The 16,892-nt window shown below is 61.3% G+C and carries 14 protein-coding genes; 8 read left to right on the top strand and 6 right to left on the bottom strand.

Annotated features, from left to right (window positions below):
* Positions 1 to 41 precede the first annotated feature (41 nt).
* The 3 genes from H7C18_RS08505 to H7C18_RS08495 are packed head-to-tail and all read right to left on the bottom strand — an operon-like array spanning position 42 to position 2,506.
* Positions 42 to 1,238 carry an ROK family protein gene (locus H7C18_RS08505; protein WP_185128595.1) on the bottom strand — a complete coding sequence of 399 codons (1,197 nt, stop codon included), beginning with the start codon at positions 1,236 to 1,238 and terminating at the stop codon, positions 42 to 44.
* A gap of 24 nt (positions 1,239 to 1,262) precedes the next feature.
* Positions 1,263 to 1,796: a chromate transporter gene (locus tag H7C18_RS08500; protein ID WP_185128594.1), complete on the bottom strand. Its 534-nt coding sequence runs from the start codon at positions 1,794 to 1,796 to the stop codon at positions 1,263 to 1,265.
* 29 nt (positions 1,797 to 1,825) lie between these two features.
* On the bottom strand, positions 1,826 to 2,506 hold the full coding sequence (locus H7C18_RS08495; protein ID WP_185128593.1) for a chromate transporter: 681 nt from the start codon (positions 2,504 to 2,506) through the stop codon (positions 1,826 to 1,828).
* A 219-nt stretch (positions 2,507 to 2,725) separates the two neighbouring features.
* On the opposite strand from H7C18_RS08495, the gene H7C18_RS08490 reads away from it, so the two are divergent.
* Positions 2,726 to 3,688, top strand: a complete 963-nt coding sequence (locus H7C18_RS08490) for a formylglycine-generating enzyme family protein (RefSeq protein WP_185128592.1) — start codon at positions 2,726 to 2,728, stop codon at positions 3,686 to 3,688.
* Positions 3,689 to 3,760: 72 nt separating this feature from the next.
* On the opposite strand, the gene H7C18_RS08485 is transcribed toward H7C18_RS08490, so the two are convergent.
* The gene (locus tag H7C18_RS08485) at positions 3,761 to 6,016 is read right to left on the bottom strand and encodes an FAD-dependent oxidoreductase (RefSeq protein WP_185128591.1); all 2,256 of its coding nucleotides are present in this window, start codon (positions 6,014 to 6,016) and stop codon (positions 3,761 to 3,763) included.
* A 226-nt stretch (positions 6,017 to 6,242) separates the two neighbouring features.
* Here H7C18_RS08485 and H7C18_RS08480 point away from each other — a divergent pair, with 226 nt between their 5' ends.
* The 7 genes from H7C18_RS08480 (at position 6,243) to H7C18_RS08450 (ending at position 14,858) form a co-directional block, all read left to right on the top strand.
* Complete coding sequence (locus tag H7C18_RS08480) at positions 6,243 to 8,027, top strand: cache domain-containing sensor histidine kinase (protein ID WP_185128590.1); 1,785 nt, start codon at positions 6,243 to 6,245, stop codon at positions 8,025 to 8,027.
* The gene (locus H7C18_RS08475) at positions 7,996 to 9,600 is read left to right on the top strand and encodes a response regulator (RefSeq protein ID WP_185128589.1); all 1,605 of its coding nucleotides are present in this window, start codon (positions 7,996 to 7,998) and stop codon (positions 9,598 to 9,600) included. The genes H7C18_RS08480 and H7C18_RS08475 overlap by 32 nt, the downstream gene beginning before the upstream one ends.
* Positions 9,601 to 9,725: 125 nt before the next feature.
* Positions 9,726 to 11,096 (top strand): extracellular solute-binding protein, encoded by a 1,371-nt coding sequence (locus tag H7C18_RS08470; protein ID WP_185128588.1) that lies wholly within the window; start codon positions 9,726 to 9,728, stop codon positions 11,094 to 11,096.
* Positions 11,097 to 11,294: 198 nt separating this feature from the next.
* Positions 11,295 to 12,194: a carbohydrate ABC transporter permease gene (locus tag H7C18_RS08465; protein WP_185128587.1), complete on the top strand. Its 900-nt coding sequence runs from the start codon at positions 11,295 to 11,297 to the stop codon at positions 12,192 to 12,194.
* Positions 12,195 to 12,211: 17 nt separating this feature from the next.
* Complete coding sequence (locus H7C18_RS08460; RefSeq protein ID WP_185128586.1) at positions 12,212 to 13,093, top strand: carbohydrate ABC transporter permease; 882 nt, start codon at positions 12,212 to 12,214, stop codon at positions 13,091 to 13,093.
* Between the two features lie 133 nt (positions 13,094 to 13,226).
* A complete protein-coding gene (locus H7C18_RS08455) occupies positions 13,227 to 13,991 on the top strand; it encodes a phytanoyl-CoA dioxygenase family protein (protein WP_185128585.1) in 765 nt (254 codons plus the stop codon).
* 18 nt (positions 13,992 to 14,009) lie between these two features.
* Positions 14,010 to 14,858 carry a helix-turn-helix transcriptional regulator gene (locus H7C18_RS08450; protein ID WP_185128584.1) on the top strand — a complete coding sequence of 283 codons (849 nt, stop codon included), beginning with the start codon at positions 14,010 to 14,012 and terminating at the stop codon, positions 14,856 to 14,858.
* Between the two features lie 102 nt (positions 14,859 to 14,960).
* Here the strand turns inward: H7C18_RS08450 and H7C18_RS08445 are convergent, their stop codons facing one another.
* On the bottom strand, positions 14,961 to 15,740 hold the full coding sequence (locus H7C18_RS08445) for an SDR family NAD(P)-dependent oxidoreductase (RefSeq protein ID WP_185128583.1): 780 nt from the start codon (positions 15,738 to 15,740) through the stop codon (positions 14,961 to 14,963).
* A 23-nt stretch (positions 15,741 to 15,763) separates the two neighbouring features.
* A complete protein-coding gene (gene dgoD, locus H7C18_RS08440; RefSeq protein ID WP_185128582.1) occupies positions 15,764 to 16,882 on the bottom strand; it encodes a galactonate dehydratase in 1,119 nt (372 codons plus the stop codon).
* Positions 16,883 to 16,892 lie beyond the last annotated feature (10 nt).

The following is a 16,892-nucleotide window of genomic DNA, read 5'->3' as shown; positions in this document are numbered from 1 at the left end:
TCCCGCGGCGGAGAAGCCTTTCGTCTTGGGGGTATTCCGGGTCAGCTCCACAGCTTGCGCAGAAGAAGCGCGGCCGCGCCGACCGCGATCGCTTCGTCTTCCCGCTTGCTCGTTCCGAAGATCGGAACGTACTGGGGATAATGGTACGTTTTGCGGGTCGCGACCTGGGTGGCGATCCGGAAAAAGGACGGATGTCCGGTGACGAGCGGTCCCCCGAGAACGACTTTCTCGGGATGCAGAATATTGATCAGATTCGCCAAGCCGATGCCGAAGTAGGTCGCACATTCCTGAAGCAGTTCCCTGGCGACCGGGTCGTCCTTGGCCGCCTCTTCGAGCAGAATGCCGAACGAGACTTCACCCTGCTCGGACCGACCGGCAAGCGACGTCTCCCGACCCATTCGCACCGCGGCCGCCGCCCGCCGCTCCAGGGCGTAGATGGAAGCGTACGATTCCCAGCTGCCGTAGTTGCCTCCGGGATCCCGCGGCGGCCATCCGTCCGTCTGAATGATCATCTGCCCGACGCTTCCTTCCATGTCCGCCGCGCCGTAGATCACCTGCCCGTTGGAGATGGAAGCCGAGCGAAGACCGATCCCGGCATTGACGTACAGCAAGTGCGCGTACTTCTGCTCGGAAGTCAAATATTCGCCCCAGATCGCCGCGTTGGCGCCGTTGTCCATCAGGACGGGCAGCTCCAGCCGCTCTTCCAGCAGCCTGGCGATCGGCACGTTCCCCCAGCCCGGCGCCGGAAAGTGAAGCGGATCGAGAATGATCCCCTCCGCCGCCTGAAGCGGCCCGACGGCGCCGACGCCCAGCCCGAGAAGCTCATCGCGCGAACACGTCTTGCCTATCCATTCGTTCACGCACGCTTCGACCCGCCCGATCAGCCGCTCGGGCGTCAGTTCCCGGTCCATCGGCCACGTGCGGGTGTGCAGCGGACGAAGCTGCATGTCGCACAGGACGAGCCGCGCTCCCGTCCGGGAAATATCGAGTCCGAGCAGCAGCCCGCTCCGGGGCTGCACCTCGTACAGAATCGGCCGTCTTCCTCCGGAGGATTCGCCGAAGCCGACTTCGCGGATCCAGCCTCCCTCCGCTAGTTCGTCCAGCGTGCGGGTCAACGTGCTGGCCGTAAGCGGCCCTTCCTCGTTCAACTGCTGCCGGGATACGGTTCCGTGCAAATAAATTTGCCGGAACACGTCCTTCGGCTTCGTTCCTGCGATTCGCTGCTCCAGCGGCTTCAACCGGCACCCCTTCCCCCGGGGGCGCTACGTCAGAAAGGCGGCCCCGGCGATCGCCGAAAAAATAAGGATCAAAATCGGGTGCATGCGATACCGTACGAGCATGACCCAACCTAACCCTATGATAACGAGGCCGAACAGCAGTTGTCCACCCCAGGCCCCGTGGCCGAGGCGGCCGATTCCGAGCCGGTAGACGGCAAACAGGATCAGCGCGGTGACGACCGGCTGCAATCCGTAAAACAAACGGTCGATCCACAGCTGCTTGCGCAGGCGGTAGATAAGCAGGAGAAGCGCCGCCGTCATTAGAATGGAGGGAAGAATAAGTCCGGCCACCGCCACGATCGCCCCGGCGATTCCGTTCGTACGGTACCCGACGATCGAGCCCAGGTTGACCGCGATCGGCCCCGGAGACATGCCGGCGACCGTGACGGCGTTGAGGAAAGCGTCCTGCGTCATCCAGCCTTGCCGGGCGGATTCCTGCTCGATCATCGGAATGAGGGCATATCCTCCCCCGAAGGAGACGAAGCCTAGCCGCAGGAAAAATAGAAATAGAGTCCCCATTCCAACGTTCACTCCCGCAGTCCAGTCTCTTAGATGTAATACATATAGGAGGTGTCGCCGCCGACCGCTCTTCCCGTCATCGGCGAAGCCGGCTTATGATCATCCCGTTTGCGGTCCCGCGTCCAGGCTGCCGCAATGCCGATCAGCGCTCCGCCGACAATCAGATAAAGCGGCGGCAGCCCGGCAAGCAGGCACGCCAGCGCGGCCAGCATCAAGCCGGCGGTGAACTTGTCGTGGATCGCGGACCGCCCGATCCGGAGCGCGGCGAACAGAATGAGCGTAACGATGCCCCAGGTGACGCCGCCCAGCGCGGCTCGAACCTTCGGCGAATCTCCGGTCCGCTGGTAAATCAGGAAGAGCCCGAGCACGATGGCGAACGTCGGCACGATCGCGCCGATTCCCGCCGCGACCGCTCCCCAAATGCCTTTCAACCGGTACCCGATCAGGAAAGCCGCATTCACCCCGACGCCGCCGGGCGCCGCCGCGGCGAGCGACAGCGACTCCGCCAGCTCGCGGTCGTCCATCCATCCCCGGTTCGCGATCATTTCCTTCTCCAGCGCCGGGAAAATCGCGTATCCGCCGCCGAAAGAGATGGGGGCCAGCTTGAGGAAGCTCCACAGAATGCCGGCAAACGTCGGCGAGGCAATCTTCCGTTCCGCCTCTTTGCGATTCGTCCCGTTACCGTCCGTCCTCTTGCCGTCCGTCTCCATGAGGATCGCTCTCCCTTACTAAGGTTACTTCTATCATAGCTAACTTAATTTCATTTTGGAATAAACAACGGCATATTTCATTATAACGGTTTCTTATATCCTTTAATTCCGATTATTATGGTGATCTTAATTCCAAATTGAAATAAATATACGCATGTCCTTTGTTTCGGTTTATAATAGAGCAACCAATAAGCGAACTTATGAGCAAAGGAGAACGCCATGATCAACAACCTTCCCGTCTCGTCCTGCTGCTCCGTCTCCCGCAACAACGCGGACCTTCCGGCAGAACCCGCTCCCGAAGCGAACCGGGCTCAGCCGACCGCCGCGCAAGCCGGCATGATTCTGCTGCCCGGCGGCACGTTCCGCATGGGCACCGACACCGCCGACGGCTTTCCGGCCGATGGGGAAGGACCTTCCCGGGAAGTGACGGTGGCGCCGTTCCACCTCTCTCCGCACGCCGTCACGAATGCGGAATTCGCGCGGTTCGTCGAAGCGACCGGTTATGTGACGGAAGCCGAGAAATTCGAATGGTCTTACGTGTTCCACCTGTTCGTCTCCGAGTCCAATCTGCCGAAGGTTCGCGGAACGCCCGCCCAGACGCCTTGGTGGCTGGGCGTCGAGGGCTCCTATTGGAGCCAACCCGAAGGGCCGGATTCGAACATCGACGATCGGCTCGACCACCCGGTCGTGCACGTCTCGTGGAACGACGCGCTCGCGTACTGCGAGTGGGCGGGCGTCCGGCTGCCTACCGAAGCGGAATGGGAATTCGCCGCCCGCGGCGGCCTGGAAGGCAAAACCTATCCATGGGGGGACCTCCTCAAGCCGGACGGCGTCCACCGCTGCAACATCTGGCAGGGCAAATTCCCCGCCAAGAACAACGCGAGCGACGGCTATGTCGGCACCGCGCCCGTCGCCGCCTACGAGCCCAACGGCTACGGCCTGTATAACATGGCCGGCAACGTCTGGGAATGGTGCGCGGACTGGTTCGCGCCCGACTATCATCGGACGACGCCCCGCGACAATCCGGTGTATCGAACGCCAACGGGCGTCCGCTCGATGCGCGGCGGCTCCTACTTGTGCCACCGCTCCTACTGCAATCGGTACCGGGTCGCGGCCCGCAGCAAGAACACCCCGGACAGCTCTTCCGGCAACACCGGCTTCCGCGTCGCCGCCGACGCTTAAGACGGGCCGTCCGGCAGAGAAGCCCCGAACCGGCCTCAGGCGCCGTTTCGGGGCTTCTTGTTTGAAAGCGGGCTAATCTTGCGCATAAACCCGCACTTCTACGATCTCTGCATATTCGCTGCCGTTGGTCGACTCGACGACAACGCGAAGTCGGTCCGTCGCAACGGCGGCATCCAACGCGTGCACATGCTTGCGCTTGCGGTTGTCGCGGCATTCCGCGACCGTCGTCCAGGCGTCGCCGACGCGGGCTTCGATCCGGTAATCCTTGACCAGGTCCGGAATGACTTCGAACGGCGTGATGTGATGATGCAGGTTGATGAGATCTTCGTTCACGTCGTCATTGAACGTCACGTGCACCTGGCGAACCGCGATCGGATCGCGCCAAGCCAGCTCCAGCCATTCCGGCCGGCCTGCGGCGAGACGTTCGGACGACCACAGATGCGGACCGCCGTACGGCCTCGCATAGCCGTCCGTCGCTTTGTCCGCCGCGAACGCGTTCGTCGGCGCCGACAGGCGGAAGCAGGGGATTTTGCGGTCGAATTTCTTCATCGACCATTGCACGACCGGCTGCTCGGGCTGATGGTCTTCCAGCCCCGGCGATAGGCGCGGGTTCTCGCCCTTCCAGAAAGCGAGAGCGCCGGAAGTCGGACGGTTGTCGAGATGGAGCGCAATCGCATCGTTCGCTTTGATAACGAGAAAAGCGTTGCGGGCGGTCTCCGGAGTCCAGCGCAAGTCGAGCTTCACCCACTGCCTGCCTCCGGCCGCCACGGGAGCGGACGCCGACAGCACTTTCGTGCGCGGCACGTAGTTCTCGGCGCGCCCGGTCTCCCACAGCTCCACGGCAAGCTCCGCGGCCGAGCTCGCATCGACGAGCAGCTCCAAGCCGTCCAGCGCCGGATCGACCGGGATCGTCATGCCGACATCCGTCGTCAGCGAGACCGTCTCCGCCGCGCGCTCGACGGCGAAGCGCCTCCTCTCGCTGGAGGCGGAGACGACCGCTTTGCGAGCCAGATCGGCCTCATCCTCGTTGCGCAAGCCGATGACTGCCGCATCTTGGCGCAGCAGCGTCTGCAGCAGCTCGCTCAGATGGCTCGCGTGCAGCTCGCGGGGCGTCACGCCCTTGGCTGCGCATAGGGCGGCGCCGATGCCGGCCGCTTCGCCGATAACGGCGCAAGTCGCCATGACGCGCGTCGTGCCGAACGCCACGTGCGAAGCGCTGATGTCGCGGCCCGCCATCAGCATATTGCTTACGTTCGCCGAATAGAGAGAACGGAACGGAATATGGTAGATGCCGTCCATGTGCAGATGCTTCGAGCCCGCGGCGGTCGCGTATACCCCTTGCGGCGGGTGAAGGTCGATCGACCAGCCTCCGTAAGCGACGCGGTCTTCGAATTCGCGCTGCGCCAGAATGTCGTTCTGGTTCAGCACGTAATCGCCGACGAAGCGCCGGTATTCGCGCTTGCCGGGAACCGCGCCGACCCATTCGAGCGTCATATTCTCGGCGTCGAACTTGCCGGAGTTCTTGATATAGTCCCAGATGCCGTAGATGACCGACCACAGCTCGTCGCGGATGCGCTCGTTGTCGTGGACGATGTCGTGCTCGCCGCCCCACTCGATCCACCAGTAAGCGCAGCCGTTGTCGCCGCTGCGAATGATGCGGCGCTCGGGGATCGTCGTCTTCCGGATATCCTTGGCGATGCTCGGCGGCGTGAATTTGACCGGATGGCCGGCATCCTTCGTATAGAACAGCAGCGTGCTGCCGAGCGTCACGTCGTCGGCGACGAGCGGCGCCCACTCTTCGTTGAATTCTTCGCGCGCCTCGCGTCCGAGCCGGTATTTCGCGCCGGCCAGGAAGCCGATCAGCCCGTCGCCGGTGCAATCCAAGAAGAGAGGACTCTCGAAGCGGATGCGCCGTTCCGAGCCCATCATCCAGCCGGTCACCGAACGGATCGTCCGATCGTTCTCGTTCCCTTCGGCTTCCGCCTCGTGCACGTCCGTGTTCAGGAACAGCTGAATGTTCGGTTCCGCCCGAACCGCTTCGTGCACGACCATATCCCAGAAATACGGATTCCCGTCCTTGTTCCGGTACTGGTTCTCGACGAACAGCTCGCCCATGATGCCGGTCTCCCGTGCGTACCGGTGAATTCCGTGTCCGGTAGCGCCGCACACCCAGACGCGAACTTCGCTGCTCGAATTGCCTCCGAGCACGGGGCGGTTGTTGATCAGCGCCACTTTCCGCCCGAGCCGAGCCGCCGCGATCGCCGCGCACACGCCCGCCAAACCGCCGCCGACAACGGTTACATCCGTCTGGATTGTCTCTTCGCGCATTTGACCAACCACTCCTCTGGAGCTATAAATTTATCCTTGTTTTCATCTTAATCCACCTCAACTCCAAATAGAATGCACCTAATTTCGACATGATTATACTTAATTTCAATATGATTGAAGGGCGTCCCGGATAGACAACGCATTTAAAATCGTCTACCATGGGATTGAATGTCGTCCCGCTCCCCGCTGTCGTCTTGTTGCCACTCGTTCCCAAGGGGGCTGTCCAATGCCGGTCCGATGGTTCTTCTCTCTCCGCGGCAAGATCATCGTGTCGCTCGTTCTGCTCATTATCGTGCCGGTGCTCTTCATCCTGTACCGTTTCTACTCGTCCACCCAAGGAATTCTGGAGTCGCAGCTGTACCAATCCAACCAAACCGCCGTCGAACGCAAAGCGGCTTCGATGAACGAATTGTTCTCAAGCGTTCTGAAAGCGTCGAACTGGATTTTGAACGATATGGAGATCTCCAAATTTTTGCGCGATTCCGCCGATTGGACGAAAGATTACTCTTCCTACTACAACTACACGCTTCTTCTGAACAAGCTGAGCAACATCGGCCAAATTCTGCCCGGAGGCAACGCTTATGTAGCGCTGTACGATTTTCGCGGGTACATGCACTCGACCTGGGCGCACACGGCCAAAACCGACTACGCCGCCTTGCGGGAGGAGCCGTGGTTCGCCCGGACGATTCAACTGCAAGGCTCGCCCAACTGGATGGTTCCGATCCCGAGCCCCGACGCGCCGAACGAACCTTTGCTCGTCATGACCCGCCTTCTGAACGCCTATCGTCAGAACGGCGACGGTACGATGTGGATCGGCGTCCCGATCGGCTCCTTCTTCTATTCCGACGCCGAGTTGGAGCAGCAGGCAAGGGGAGGCACGCATCTGGTGCTCATGGATCACGACCGTCCTCTGCTCGGCGACACCGACATGCTGCCGGACGCCGCTTCGGCGCTGGCGAACCTGCGGGTAGACGGCGACGGAATCGGGCACGCGAAGATCGGAAAGGAAGAATATATGGTCAATTCCGCCTCCCTCCCCGTCACCGGCTGGTCGCTCGTGCAGCTCGTCAATCAACGCGAGTTCGCTTCCCGGCTGAACCAGGAGCGCAACAAGTCGACGCTGTTCGTGCTGCTCTGGTTCTCGCTCTTCGCTATCGCCTTCGTCGGACTGACCTTCCAGTTCACGAGGCCGATCAAGCGGCTGGTCAAATCGATGAATCTCGTCGGAAAAGGCGAGCTGCAGACGGAAGTGGCCGTCAGCGGCCGCGACGAGATGGCGATGCTCGGCCGCAACTTCAACAAGATGACCAAGCGGCTGCAGGAGCTGGTGGCGCACCTGTCGGCGGAACAGCAGCGCAAGCAGAAGGCGCAGTTTCAAGCGCTGCAGGCGCAGATCAACCCCCATTTTCTGCTGAATACGATGAACTCGATCAAGTGGATGGCGATTCTGTCCGGCGCGGAGCATATCAGCGAGATGGTCACCAAGCTGGGCAAGCTGCTGAACTACACGATGCGCCAGCAGGAGGAAATCGTGCCTCTGCGCGACGAGCTCGAATATTTGCAAGTCTACTTGGCGCTGCAGAAGATCCGCTATCATGACGATATTGCCGTAACGACCGATATTCCGGAGGAGCTTCTGGACGCGGAGATCGTCAAGTTCACGCTGCAGCCGATCGTCGAGAACAGCATCATCCACGGCAACCGGTTCCCGCTGCATATCTCGATCCGCGCCCGGATCAACGGCAAATCGATGCTGCGGCTGGAGATTCAGGACAACGGCGTCGGCATGGACAGCGAGAAAATTCGCGACGTGGAGTCGCGGACGGACGAGCCGCACGCGAAATTCAGCGGCATCGGCATTCGCAACGTCGTCGACCGGATTCGGCTGGAATTCGGCCCGGGCAGCGGCGCGGCGATCCGAAGCGAACCGGGCGGCGGGGTGCTGGTCACCGTAACGTTACCCTATCGGAGGAAGGTGAATGAGGATGCTCCGCTTGCTGATCGTGGATGACGAAATCTTGGTGCGCATCGGGCTCAAAACGATCATTCCGATGGGCGGCGACGAGTTCGAGATCGTCGGCGAGGTCGCGAGCGGCGTCGAAGCGCTGGAAGTCCTTGAGCGGACACCGTGCGACATCGTGCTGACCGACATCCGGATGCCCGATATGGACGGACTGGAGCTGCTGGAGCACATTCATGAACGCTGGCCGGATACGAAGACGTTCATTCTGTCCAACCACAGCGATTTTGCCTATGTCCAGAAAGCTCTGCGGCTCGGCGCGGCGGAATACATCGTAAAGCTGGAGATCGAGCCGGAAGAGCTGATGCGCAAGCTGCGCAGCGTACGGGACAAGCTGATCGACGAACGGGAGAAGCGGCGCGAGGCGACGCAGCTCGCTTCCAAAGCGAACCGCTACGGCAGCGAGGTCAGGGAGAAGCGGCTGCGCGAGCTGCTGCTGGCCCCCGCTACGAAGAGAGAGACGGACGAATGGTTGAACGAGTTCGACGTCCCTCCGTTCCCTTCCGGTCTGAACGTCATTCTGGCGCAGATCGAGCAGTACGATCGATTGCTGGCCGACAACCGCTTCCAGAGCGAACGGCTGCTGCAGTTCACGGTCGGCAACGTCCTGACGGAACTGCTGAAGAAGTACGGCCGAAGCGAATTAGCGACGTTGGACGACGGACGGTTCGCGATTCTGTACGAAAGCGCAGACTTCTCCATGCTGGACGAAATGCGTCATGCGGCGCACGCCTTCCTGCAATTGACGCTCGTCTTCGGCGTATCCCGTCCCCAACACAGCTTGTATCTGCTGCACGGAGCCTATGAGGAAGCGCGGGTGGCGATCGAGCATTTGTTCTACGCGAAGCCGGGCGAACGAATCTCGCTCCGCGCCGACGTGCCGGATTACGACGACGCCGTTTCCGAACCGTGGGACGAGACGCGGATGGAACGGTTGATCGAGGCCTACGACGAGCCCGGCATTCGCGAACTCGTGGCCGAGTGGACGGACGACGTCATGAAGCGGCGCCACATTCGCCCCGCAGCGATGCGGCAGATGTGGATTCGGCTGACCGACGTCTTCTCCCGTTCTCTCAAAGCGGAAGGAACCGATATCTACGCGGTTCCGCTGTATGACGGGCGATATCCGCACCACGCGATTCTCCAGGCCGAGAAGCTTGCGGAGATTTACGGCTGGTTCGTCGGCTGGATCCCCTTGTTCCTGACCTTCAAGCGCGAGCGCAACCGGCAGAAGTGGCGCAGCGAAGTGCAGACCGTCGTCCGGCTCATCGCGGATCGGCTCCACCTGCCGCTCAAAGTGTCGGAGCTTGCCGCCGAAGTCGGCTTTACGGAAAATTATCTCAGCATCCTGTTCAAGAAGGAGACCGGCGAGACGATCACCGACATGATCACCCGGATGCGGATGAAGAAAGCGCGGGATTTGCTCAAGGATCCGGAGATCAAAATTTACGAAGTGTCCGAGCAGGTCGGCTACTCCGATCCGAATCATTTCTCCAGAAGCTTTAAACAATTGGAAGGCATGTACCCGACGGAGTTCCGCAAGCTTGCCCTGGGGAAGTCGTAAGAACAAAGAATCGTGCAGATTTCGTCAAGACTGCGCCGTTCCCGCCGCCCTTCGGTTCCGCCTAAGATGAGATTGATCCTGCTCGCGCAGGGTTGCACCTTAAGAGACTTGAAGGGGATGAATGGATGAAAAGAACAATGGCAACGTCGATCGGGGCCGTCCTGGCTTTATCTATGGCGCTGAGCGGGTGCGGAGGTTCGAACGGCAATTCGAATTCCGCCTCCTCGGGCTCATCGGACCCGGCGGCCTCGTCGGCTTCGTCGTCGCAAGGCTCGGGCAAGGCGGTGACGCTGAAGTTCTGGGGCGGCGTGCCGCCGGAGAGCGGCCCTCAGGATGCGGTGGACGCGTGGAACCAAGCGCATCCCGACATCAAAGTGGAGTACACGCGCTACGTCAACGACGATTCGGGCAACCTGAAGCTGGATACGGCGCTGCTCTCGAACCAGGACGCTCCCGATATCTTCATGTCCTACGGCGACGAGCGGATTACCAAGCGGGTGGATGCCGGCATGGCGACGCCGCTCGACGACTTGATCGCCCAATCCGGCTTCGACGTGGACGACATCATCGGCGCCGAGAACGTAAAGAAATTCGCGGACGGCCATTACTATTATCTGCCCGCCAACAAGAACGTCGGCGTGACGCTGATCAACAAGAGCGCGCTTGATGCCGCCGGCGAGACGCTGCCGACATCGTGGACGTGGGATCAATTCGCCGCTATGGCCAAGAAGCTGACGAAAGGCGACTTGAAGGGAACGGCGCAGGATCCGGCGTTGGGAAGCTTCGGCGATATGATGCTGACCTCCGATAAGCCGATCGACTCCTTCGTCAAGGACGACGGCACGTCCAACTTCGACAGTCCCGCGCTCAAGGCCGGCCTCGAATTGCAGAAAGATCTGGAGAGCTCCGGCGCCATGACTCCGCGGGCGGAGGCGGTCGCGAACAAGCTGACGTACCAGGACGCCCTGCTGACGGGCAAAGCGGCGACGGTCGTGTCCGCCATCTTCCTGATTCGCTACATCAAGGACGTTCAGAACTATCCGCACGACTTCCAGGTCGTCTTCGCGCCGGTTCCGCAGTATAAGGAAGGCGGGAACGTCAACAACGGCGGCGGCATGGGCGATTATATGTCGATCAACAAGAACAGCCCCAACAAGGAAGCGGCCATGCAGTTCATCGATTGGTACCTGAAGGAAGGCGATATGGCGATGGTCCCGGGCGGACGGATTCCGACGAACAAGCATGCCGACCAGGCGGAGATCGCCAAGCTGCTGATCGGCGACGCCGGCAACCTGATCGACCGGACGTCGCTGGAAGCCGCTCTATCCGGCGACTGGACGTACCCGACCTCCTACAACGTGCCGGCTCCGACGGAACTGCGGCAGGTTTATACGGAAGAAATGGAGAAATACCTGCTCGGCGCCCAGACGATCGATCAGACGATGGCGGCGCTGAAGAAGCGCGGCGACGAGACGATCGACAGCGCCAAAAAATAAGCCGTAAGCTCGCATCTGCCTCCGGCTCCGCCTCTTGCGGAGCCGGAGTTTTTTTCGCGCCCATGCCCGCCCCTCCCCCTGCCGGATCCGCCGCTTCGCCAACAATCGTCCAGAAACCGTCAACCTGCATCCATTCAGCCGAACGGGGGGCGCTTGCTACAGTTAGTAAGAGAAATCGCCTCGAAGGAGACTGAGCCTATGAGAAAATGGCGCCATGCGAGAATGCGCGAGCAGGCGGCCGGCTATCTGTTCATTTTGCCCAATTTTGCGGGCTATCTGGTCTTCGTGCTGGCTCCCATTCTGTTCAGCTTATACCTGGTATTCGTCGATTGGGAGTATCTGAAAGGATTCGACGGCATCCGCTGGGTCGGCCTCGACAACTTCCGAGCGCTCGGCAGCGACCCCAAATTCGTCGAATCGCTGCAGAACAACCTCGTCTTCACCGTCATCAGCGTGCCGGGCTCCATGATCGTCGGCCTGCTGCTGGCCGTCGCGCTGAACAAATACGTATACATGCGCAATGCGCTGCGAACGATGATTTTCCTCCCCTATATGAGCAGTTTGGCTGCCGTGTCGGTCATCTGGAGCGTGATGTACAACTCGGGCTCCGGACCGATCAACGCCTTCCTGAGAAGCGTCGGAATCGATCATCCGCCCGGCTGGCTCTCGAGTCCGCATTCCGCGCTGTATGCGATCATCATCATGTCCGTATGGATGACGATCGGGTACACGATGATCATTTATTTGGCCGGCCTTCAGGGGATCTCCAAAGACTTGTACGAAGCCGCCGACATCGACGGGGCTTCCAAGCCGCGTCAATTGCTCCAGGTGACGGTGCCGATGCTGACGCCCACGACGTTCCTCATCCTCGTGACCCAGCTGATCTGGTCGTTCCAGGTATTCGCCCCCGTAGCCATCATGACGCAAGGCGGTCCGATCGATTCGACGATGGTGCTGTCCTACCATATTTACCTGGAAGCCTTCCGCTTCTACAAGATGGGCTATGCGGCGGCCATGTCCTGGGTTCTGTTCGCGATTATTTTCGTGGTCACGATCGTTCAATGGCAAGGACAGAAGCGTTGGCAAAATCATTTTTAGGCGGGAGGCGACCTACCATGCATACGATTAACGAAGCGGCAACGTCCCGGAGGGCGTCGGCCCGGAGATCTCCCGGTTTGCGCGCGGCGGGCAAGGCGATCGTCACCGTCGTTCTGGCGGCTTTCGCGGTGCTGATGATTCTTCCGTTCCTCTGGATGCTCTCGACCTCGTTCAAGATCAACGCCGAAGTGTTCCGGTATCCGATCGAATGGATTCCGCAAAACTGGCACTGGGAAAATTACAGAAAAGTGTGGACCGGGCCGAACGCCTTCTCCATTTACTATCTGAACTCGATCAAAATTACGGGCATCACCGTCGCCGGCAATCTTCTGACCAGCGCGATGGCCGGATTCGCCTTCGCCAAGCTGCGGTTCAAGGGACGCGAGGCGCTGTTCCTTCTCTACCTGTCGACCATGATGATCCCGTCGCAGGTGCTGCTGCTGCCGCGGTTCATTCTGTTCGACCATATGCGTCTGATCAACACCCACTGGTCGCTCATTCTGCCTGGAATGTTCACCGTATTCGGCACGTTCCTGCTGCGGCAATTTTTCAGTACGCTTCCGGGCGAGCTGCTGGAGGCGGCGCGCGTCGACGGAGCCGGCTTCTGGCGCATGTTCTGGCAGATCGCGCTGCCGCTGACCAAGCCGGCTCTGGTGACGCTGATGATCATCACGTTCAATTGGCATTGGAACGAATACGAAGGGCCGCTGATCTTCCTGCGCGATCGGCATCTGTTCACGATCCCGCTGGGCTTGACCACCTACGTGGAAGAAATGGGGACGAACTACGTGCTGTCGATGGCCGCATCGGTGTCCAGCTTCATCCCGCTGTTGATCGTCGTGATCGTCGGACAGCGCTGGTTTGTCGAAGGAATCGCCAACACGGGACTGAAGGGATAAGACGGATGCGGCCGGCGTGCCCGTTTTGTGCTAGCGAAAGTTGAATCGCCGTATGGAATAAGGGTGGACGGCGTTCTATGATAGGGGCAGCAAGATCATTTGGATGCGCATGACGATAAGGAGGCGGCTGATCATGATCAAGCAAGGCGTCCCGTTCTCGATCGAGCAGTTCCGGAAGGACGGGTACAGCGGTCCCGTTCAAGGATTGTCGCTTGCCGAGGCGGATAAGTACAACCGGCTGTTCTTCGAGACGCTGGGCATGTCTCCCTACGAGCCGGGACCGACCGGGGCCAACCTGTCCGCTTGGCACCAACGCCATCGCTGGGCGTACGACTTGGCCACCCACCCGGCGATTGTCGAACCGATTACGGAGATCATCGGCGATAACGTGGTGCTGTGGGCGATGCATTTCTGGTACAAGGAACCCGGCAATCCGAAGTTCATTCCGTGGCACCAGGACATTCACTACTGGCCGATGGAGCCGGCCGTCACCGTGACCGCGTGGGTGACGCTCGGGTTCTCGCTGGCCGAGAACGGCTGCCTCCGGCTCATCCCGGGCACGCACCTCGGCCGGGCCGACCACGTCAAGCTGGGCGACGACAGCAGCGCTTTCGGAGAAGGGATCGACGAGAGCGACATCGACGAATCGAAGGCGGTCGCGATGGAGATGACGCCGGGCCAGGTCGTGTACTTCAACGAAGCGACGTTCCACGGGTCCAAGGCCAACGCGTCGGCCATTCCGCGCGTGGCGTTCTCGCTGCGCTTCACGACTCCCGAGGTCAAGTTCCGGATGGACGAATGGGGCGGCGACACGAGCCGACTTCGCACGTTCCTCGTTCGCGGCGTCGATTCGTTCCGCCGCAACGACGGCATCGTCGGTACGATTCCGTCGGAATAAGCATGGGGAGGCGGCGCCATGTTCCCGTTAGCCGGGCGCATCACCGAAGCAATGCAGCTTCGCTATCTGCATATCCGCCGATACGACTTGCCCCATACCTGGCGCATCGACGGCCGGGAGCTGGACAACGCCGTCATCTGGCTTATCGACGACGGCGCGATCCGGCTGGAGACGGAGGGCTTCGCGCCGATCGACGCCGCGGATAGCGACGTGTTGTTCCTCGCGCCGGGAACGAAGCTGACATGCCGCGCGAGAACGGCTTCGCTGAGCATCGTCAGCCTGAACTTCGAAGCCGCGTTCGCCGGACGCTGGCCGGTGTCGCTGCGGTTCCCTGTGCGCTATGAAGGCGACCGCGCGGAGCTTGCGGCCGTGCTGCACGGCCTGCTGGCCGACGAAGCCGCGGCGCCCTCCGCCGCCAAGCCGTTCCTGCTGCAGGCCGGGCTGCTGCGTCTGCTCGGCCTGATGGCCGCGGGCATGGCGGCGAAGCGCGAGGCGATGCCGGAGACGGGCGGCATCGATGCCCGCGTGCGGGAAGCGATCGCGCGGATGGCCGGCCGGCCGGACGCGTTCCCCGCTTCGGCCGAGCTCGCCGAAGCGGCGGGCGTGAGCGAATCGCACCTGCGCAAGCTGTTCCTCCGCGAGACGGGGATGACGCCGCTGCAATATGCGCTTCGGCTCAAAGTGTCGCTCGCGATGCGCCGGCTTGCCGGTTCGGACGATCGCATAGCGGAGATCGCCTATTCGCTCGGATACGAGGATCCGAATTACTTCGCCCGTCTGTTCAGGAAGTGCTCCGGCATGACGCCGCAGGAATACCGCCGCAAGCATCGCGACTGGATGCTGGCGGAGGAGACGGAAGGGACTTAACGCAAGCAAACGCCAGGGGGAAGATCCCCTGGCGTTTGCTTGTTTCGGGCAAAGAGGCGATCGTGAAGGCCCCGACCGCTTGCCCGCGACCCTGCATCCGCTTCAATTTCCCCACGACAGATGAGCCGACTCTCCTCCGTCTACGACCAATGTCGTACCGGTAATGAACGAAGCGCGATCGCTGGCGAGAAAAGCGACCGCTTCGCCGATGTCCGTCGGTTCGGCGATCCGGCCGAGCGGAATGTTCCTCGCCATCGCCCGCTCCCGGCTTGTCTTCTCGTCCGGGCCCAGGCCGTCCAGCGACCGGTCGATACGATCGTTGCGCGTCAATCCCGGCAGCACCGTATTGATGCGAATGCCGCAGGCCGAGCATTCCATCGCCATACTGCGCGACATGGCGACAATGCCGCCCTTGGCCGCCGCGTAGACCGAGAAGTGCGGCTGCGATTGCAGCGCGTGTACGGAGGAGATGTTGACGATCGCGCCGCCGCCGGCGCTTCTCATGTGCGGCAGCACCTTCTGAATCGCCAGGAAGTGGCCCCGCAAGTCTGCGGCCAACAAGCGATCCCAATCCTCCGCCCGGAACTTCTCGATCGCCCTGTAGTCGTGAGTGCCCACGTTGTTGACCAGAATGTCCGCCGAACCCCAACGCTCCATCGTCCGGTCGACGATCGCCTCAATGTCGGCTTCCTTCGTCATGTCGGCGCGAACGAACAGAGCCCGTCCGGAATCATCGCCGTTCAGCTCGCGAACCGTTCGTTCTCCCTTGGCTTCGTCCCAATCCGCGACGGTAACCCGGCATCCCTCGCGGACGAGCACTTCCGCGATGCCCCGGCCGATACCCGACGCCGCGCCGGTCACGATGGCTACTTTGCCTTGCATAGCGGCTTCTCCTCCTTCCGCGCTTACCAATCCGCGACCGAGCCGTCGTCGGCGTGGAACCACCGCGGCGTATCCCAATCGCCTTCGTAGCGCAGCTCCTGAATGGCATCCTCGTCGACTTCGATTCCGAGTCCCGGGTCTTTCGGCAGTTCGACGTAGCCGTTCTTGACGACAAACGGCTGCTTCAGGTAGCCTTCGCCCAACACCGCGTGCTCCTGCGCGAGGAAATTCGGCACGTTGGCCGACAGTTGAATGCTCGCCGCGAGATTGATCGGACCGAGCGGATTGTGCGGAGCGAATCCCGCGTAATACGTCTCCGCCATCGCCGCGATCTTCTTGCCTTCCAGAATGCCGCCGCAGTGAGCCAGGTCGGGCTGTACGATCGCGGCGGCCTGCTTCTCCAGCACTTCCCGGAACGCCCACTTCGTGAACAGCCGCTCGCCGGTCGCGATCGGCGTCGTTGTCGACCGGGCGATCGTGGAGAGCGTGTCGACGTTCTCCGGCAGACACGGCTCTTCGATGAAGATGAGCTGGAACCGCTCCAGCTCTTTCGCCAGCCGGATCGCCAGCGCCGGGCTGATGCGCCCGTGGAAGTCGACGCCCAGATCGCAATCCGGACCGATCGCGTCCCGGATCGCTTCGATCCGTTCCACCTGCTTGGCGATCCAAGCGGGCGTCTCCATGACGTGCGCCATCGCTTCGATGCCCGTCTTCATCATCGTGAAGCCCTGCTCTTTCCAGCGCTTGGCGTTCTCGTACGCTTGTTCCGCATAGTCGCCCCCGACACCCTTGTACATTCGGATGCGCTCGCGAACCGCTCCTCCGAGCAACTGATATACCGGCACGCCGAGCGACTTGCCGAGAATGTCCCACAGCGCCTGCTCGATTCCGCTGATCGCGCTGCACAGAATCGGCCCGCCGCGGTAAAACGTGCCGCGGTACATCGCCTGCCACAGATGCTCGATCCTGCGCGGATCCTGGCCGATCAGGTGCGGCTCCAGCTCCTTCACCGCCATCTCCACCGTGCGGGATCTTCCCTCGACCACGGCTTCTCCCCAGCCGACGAGCCCTTCGTCCGTCGTCATTTTCAAAAAGGAAAAACGAGGACGCAAGTGAAAAACTTCGATTTTCGCGATTTTCATGATGCCCTCC

This window comes from Cohnella zeiphila (assembly GCF_014212055.1).
Classification (GTDB): Bacteria; Bacillota; Bacilli; order Paenibacillales; family Paenibacillaceae; genus Cohnella; species Cohnella zeiphila.
Note: the sequence above shows the minus strand (reverse complement) of the source record. Positions and strands in the feature narration are given on the sequence as shown.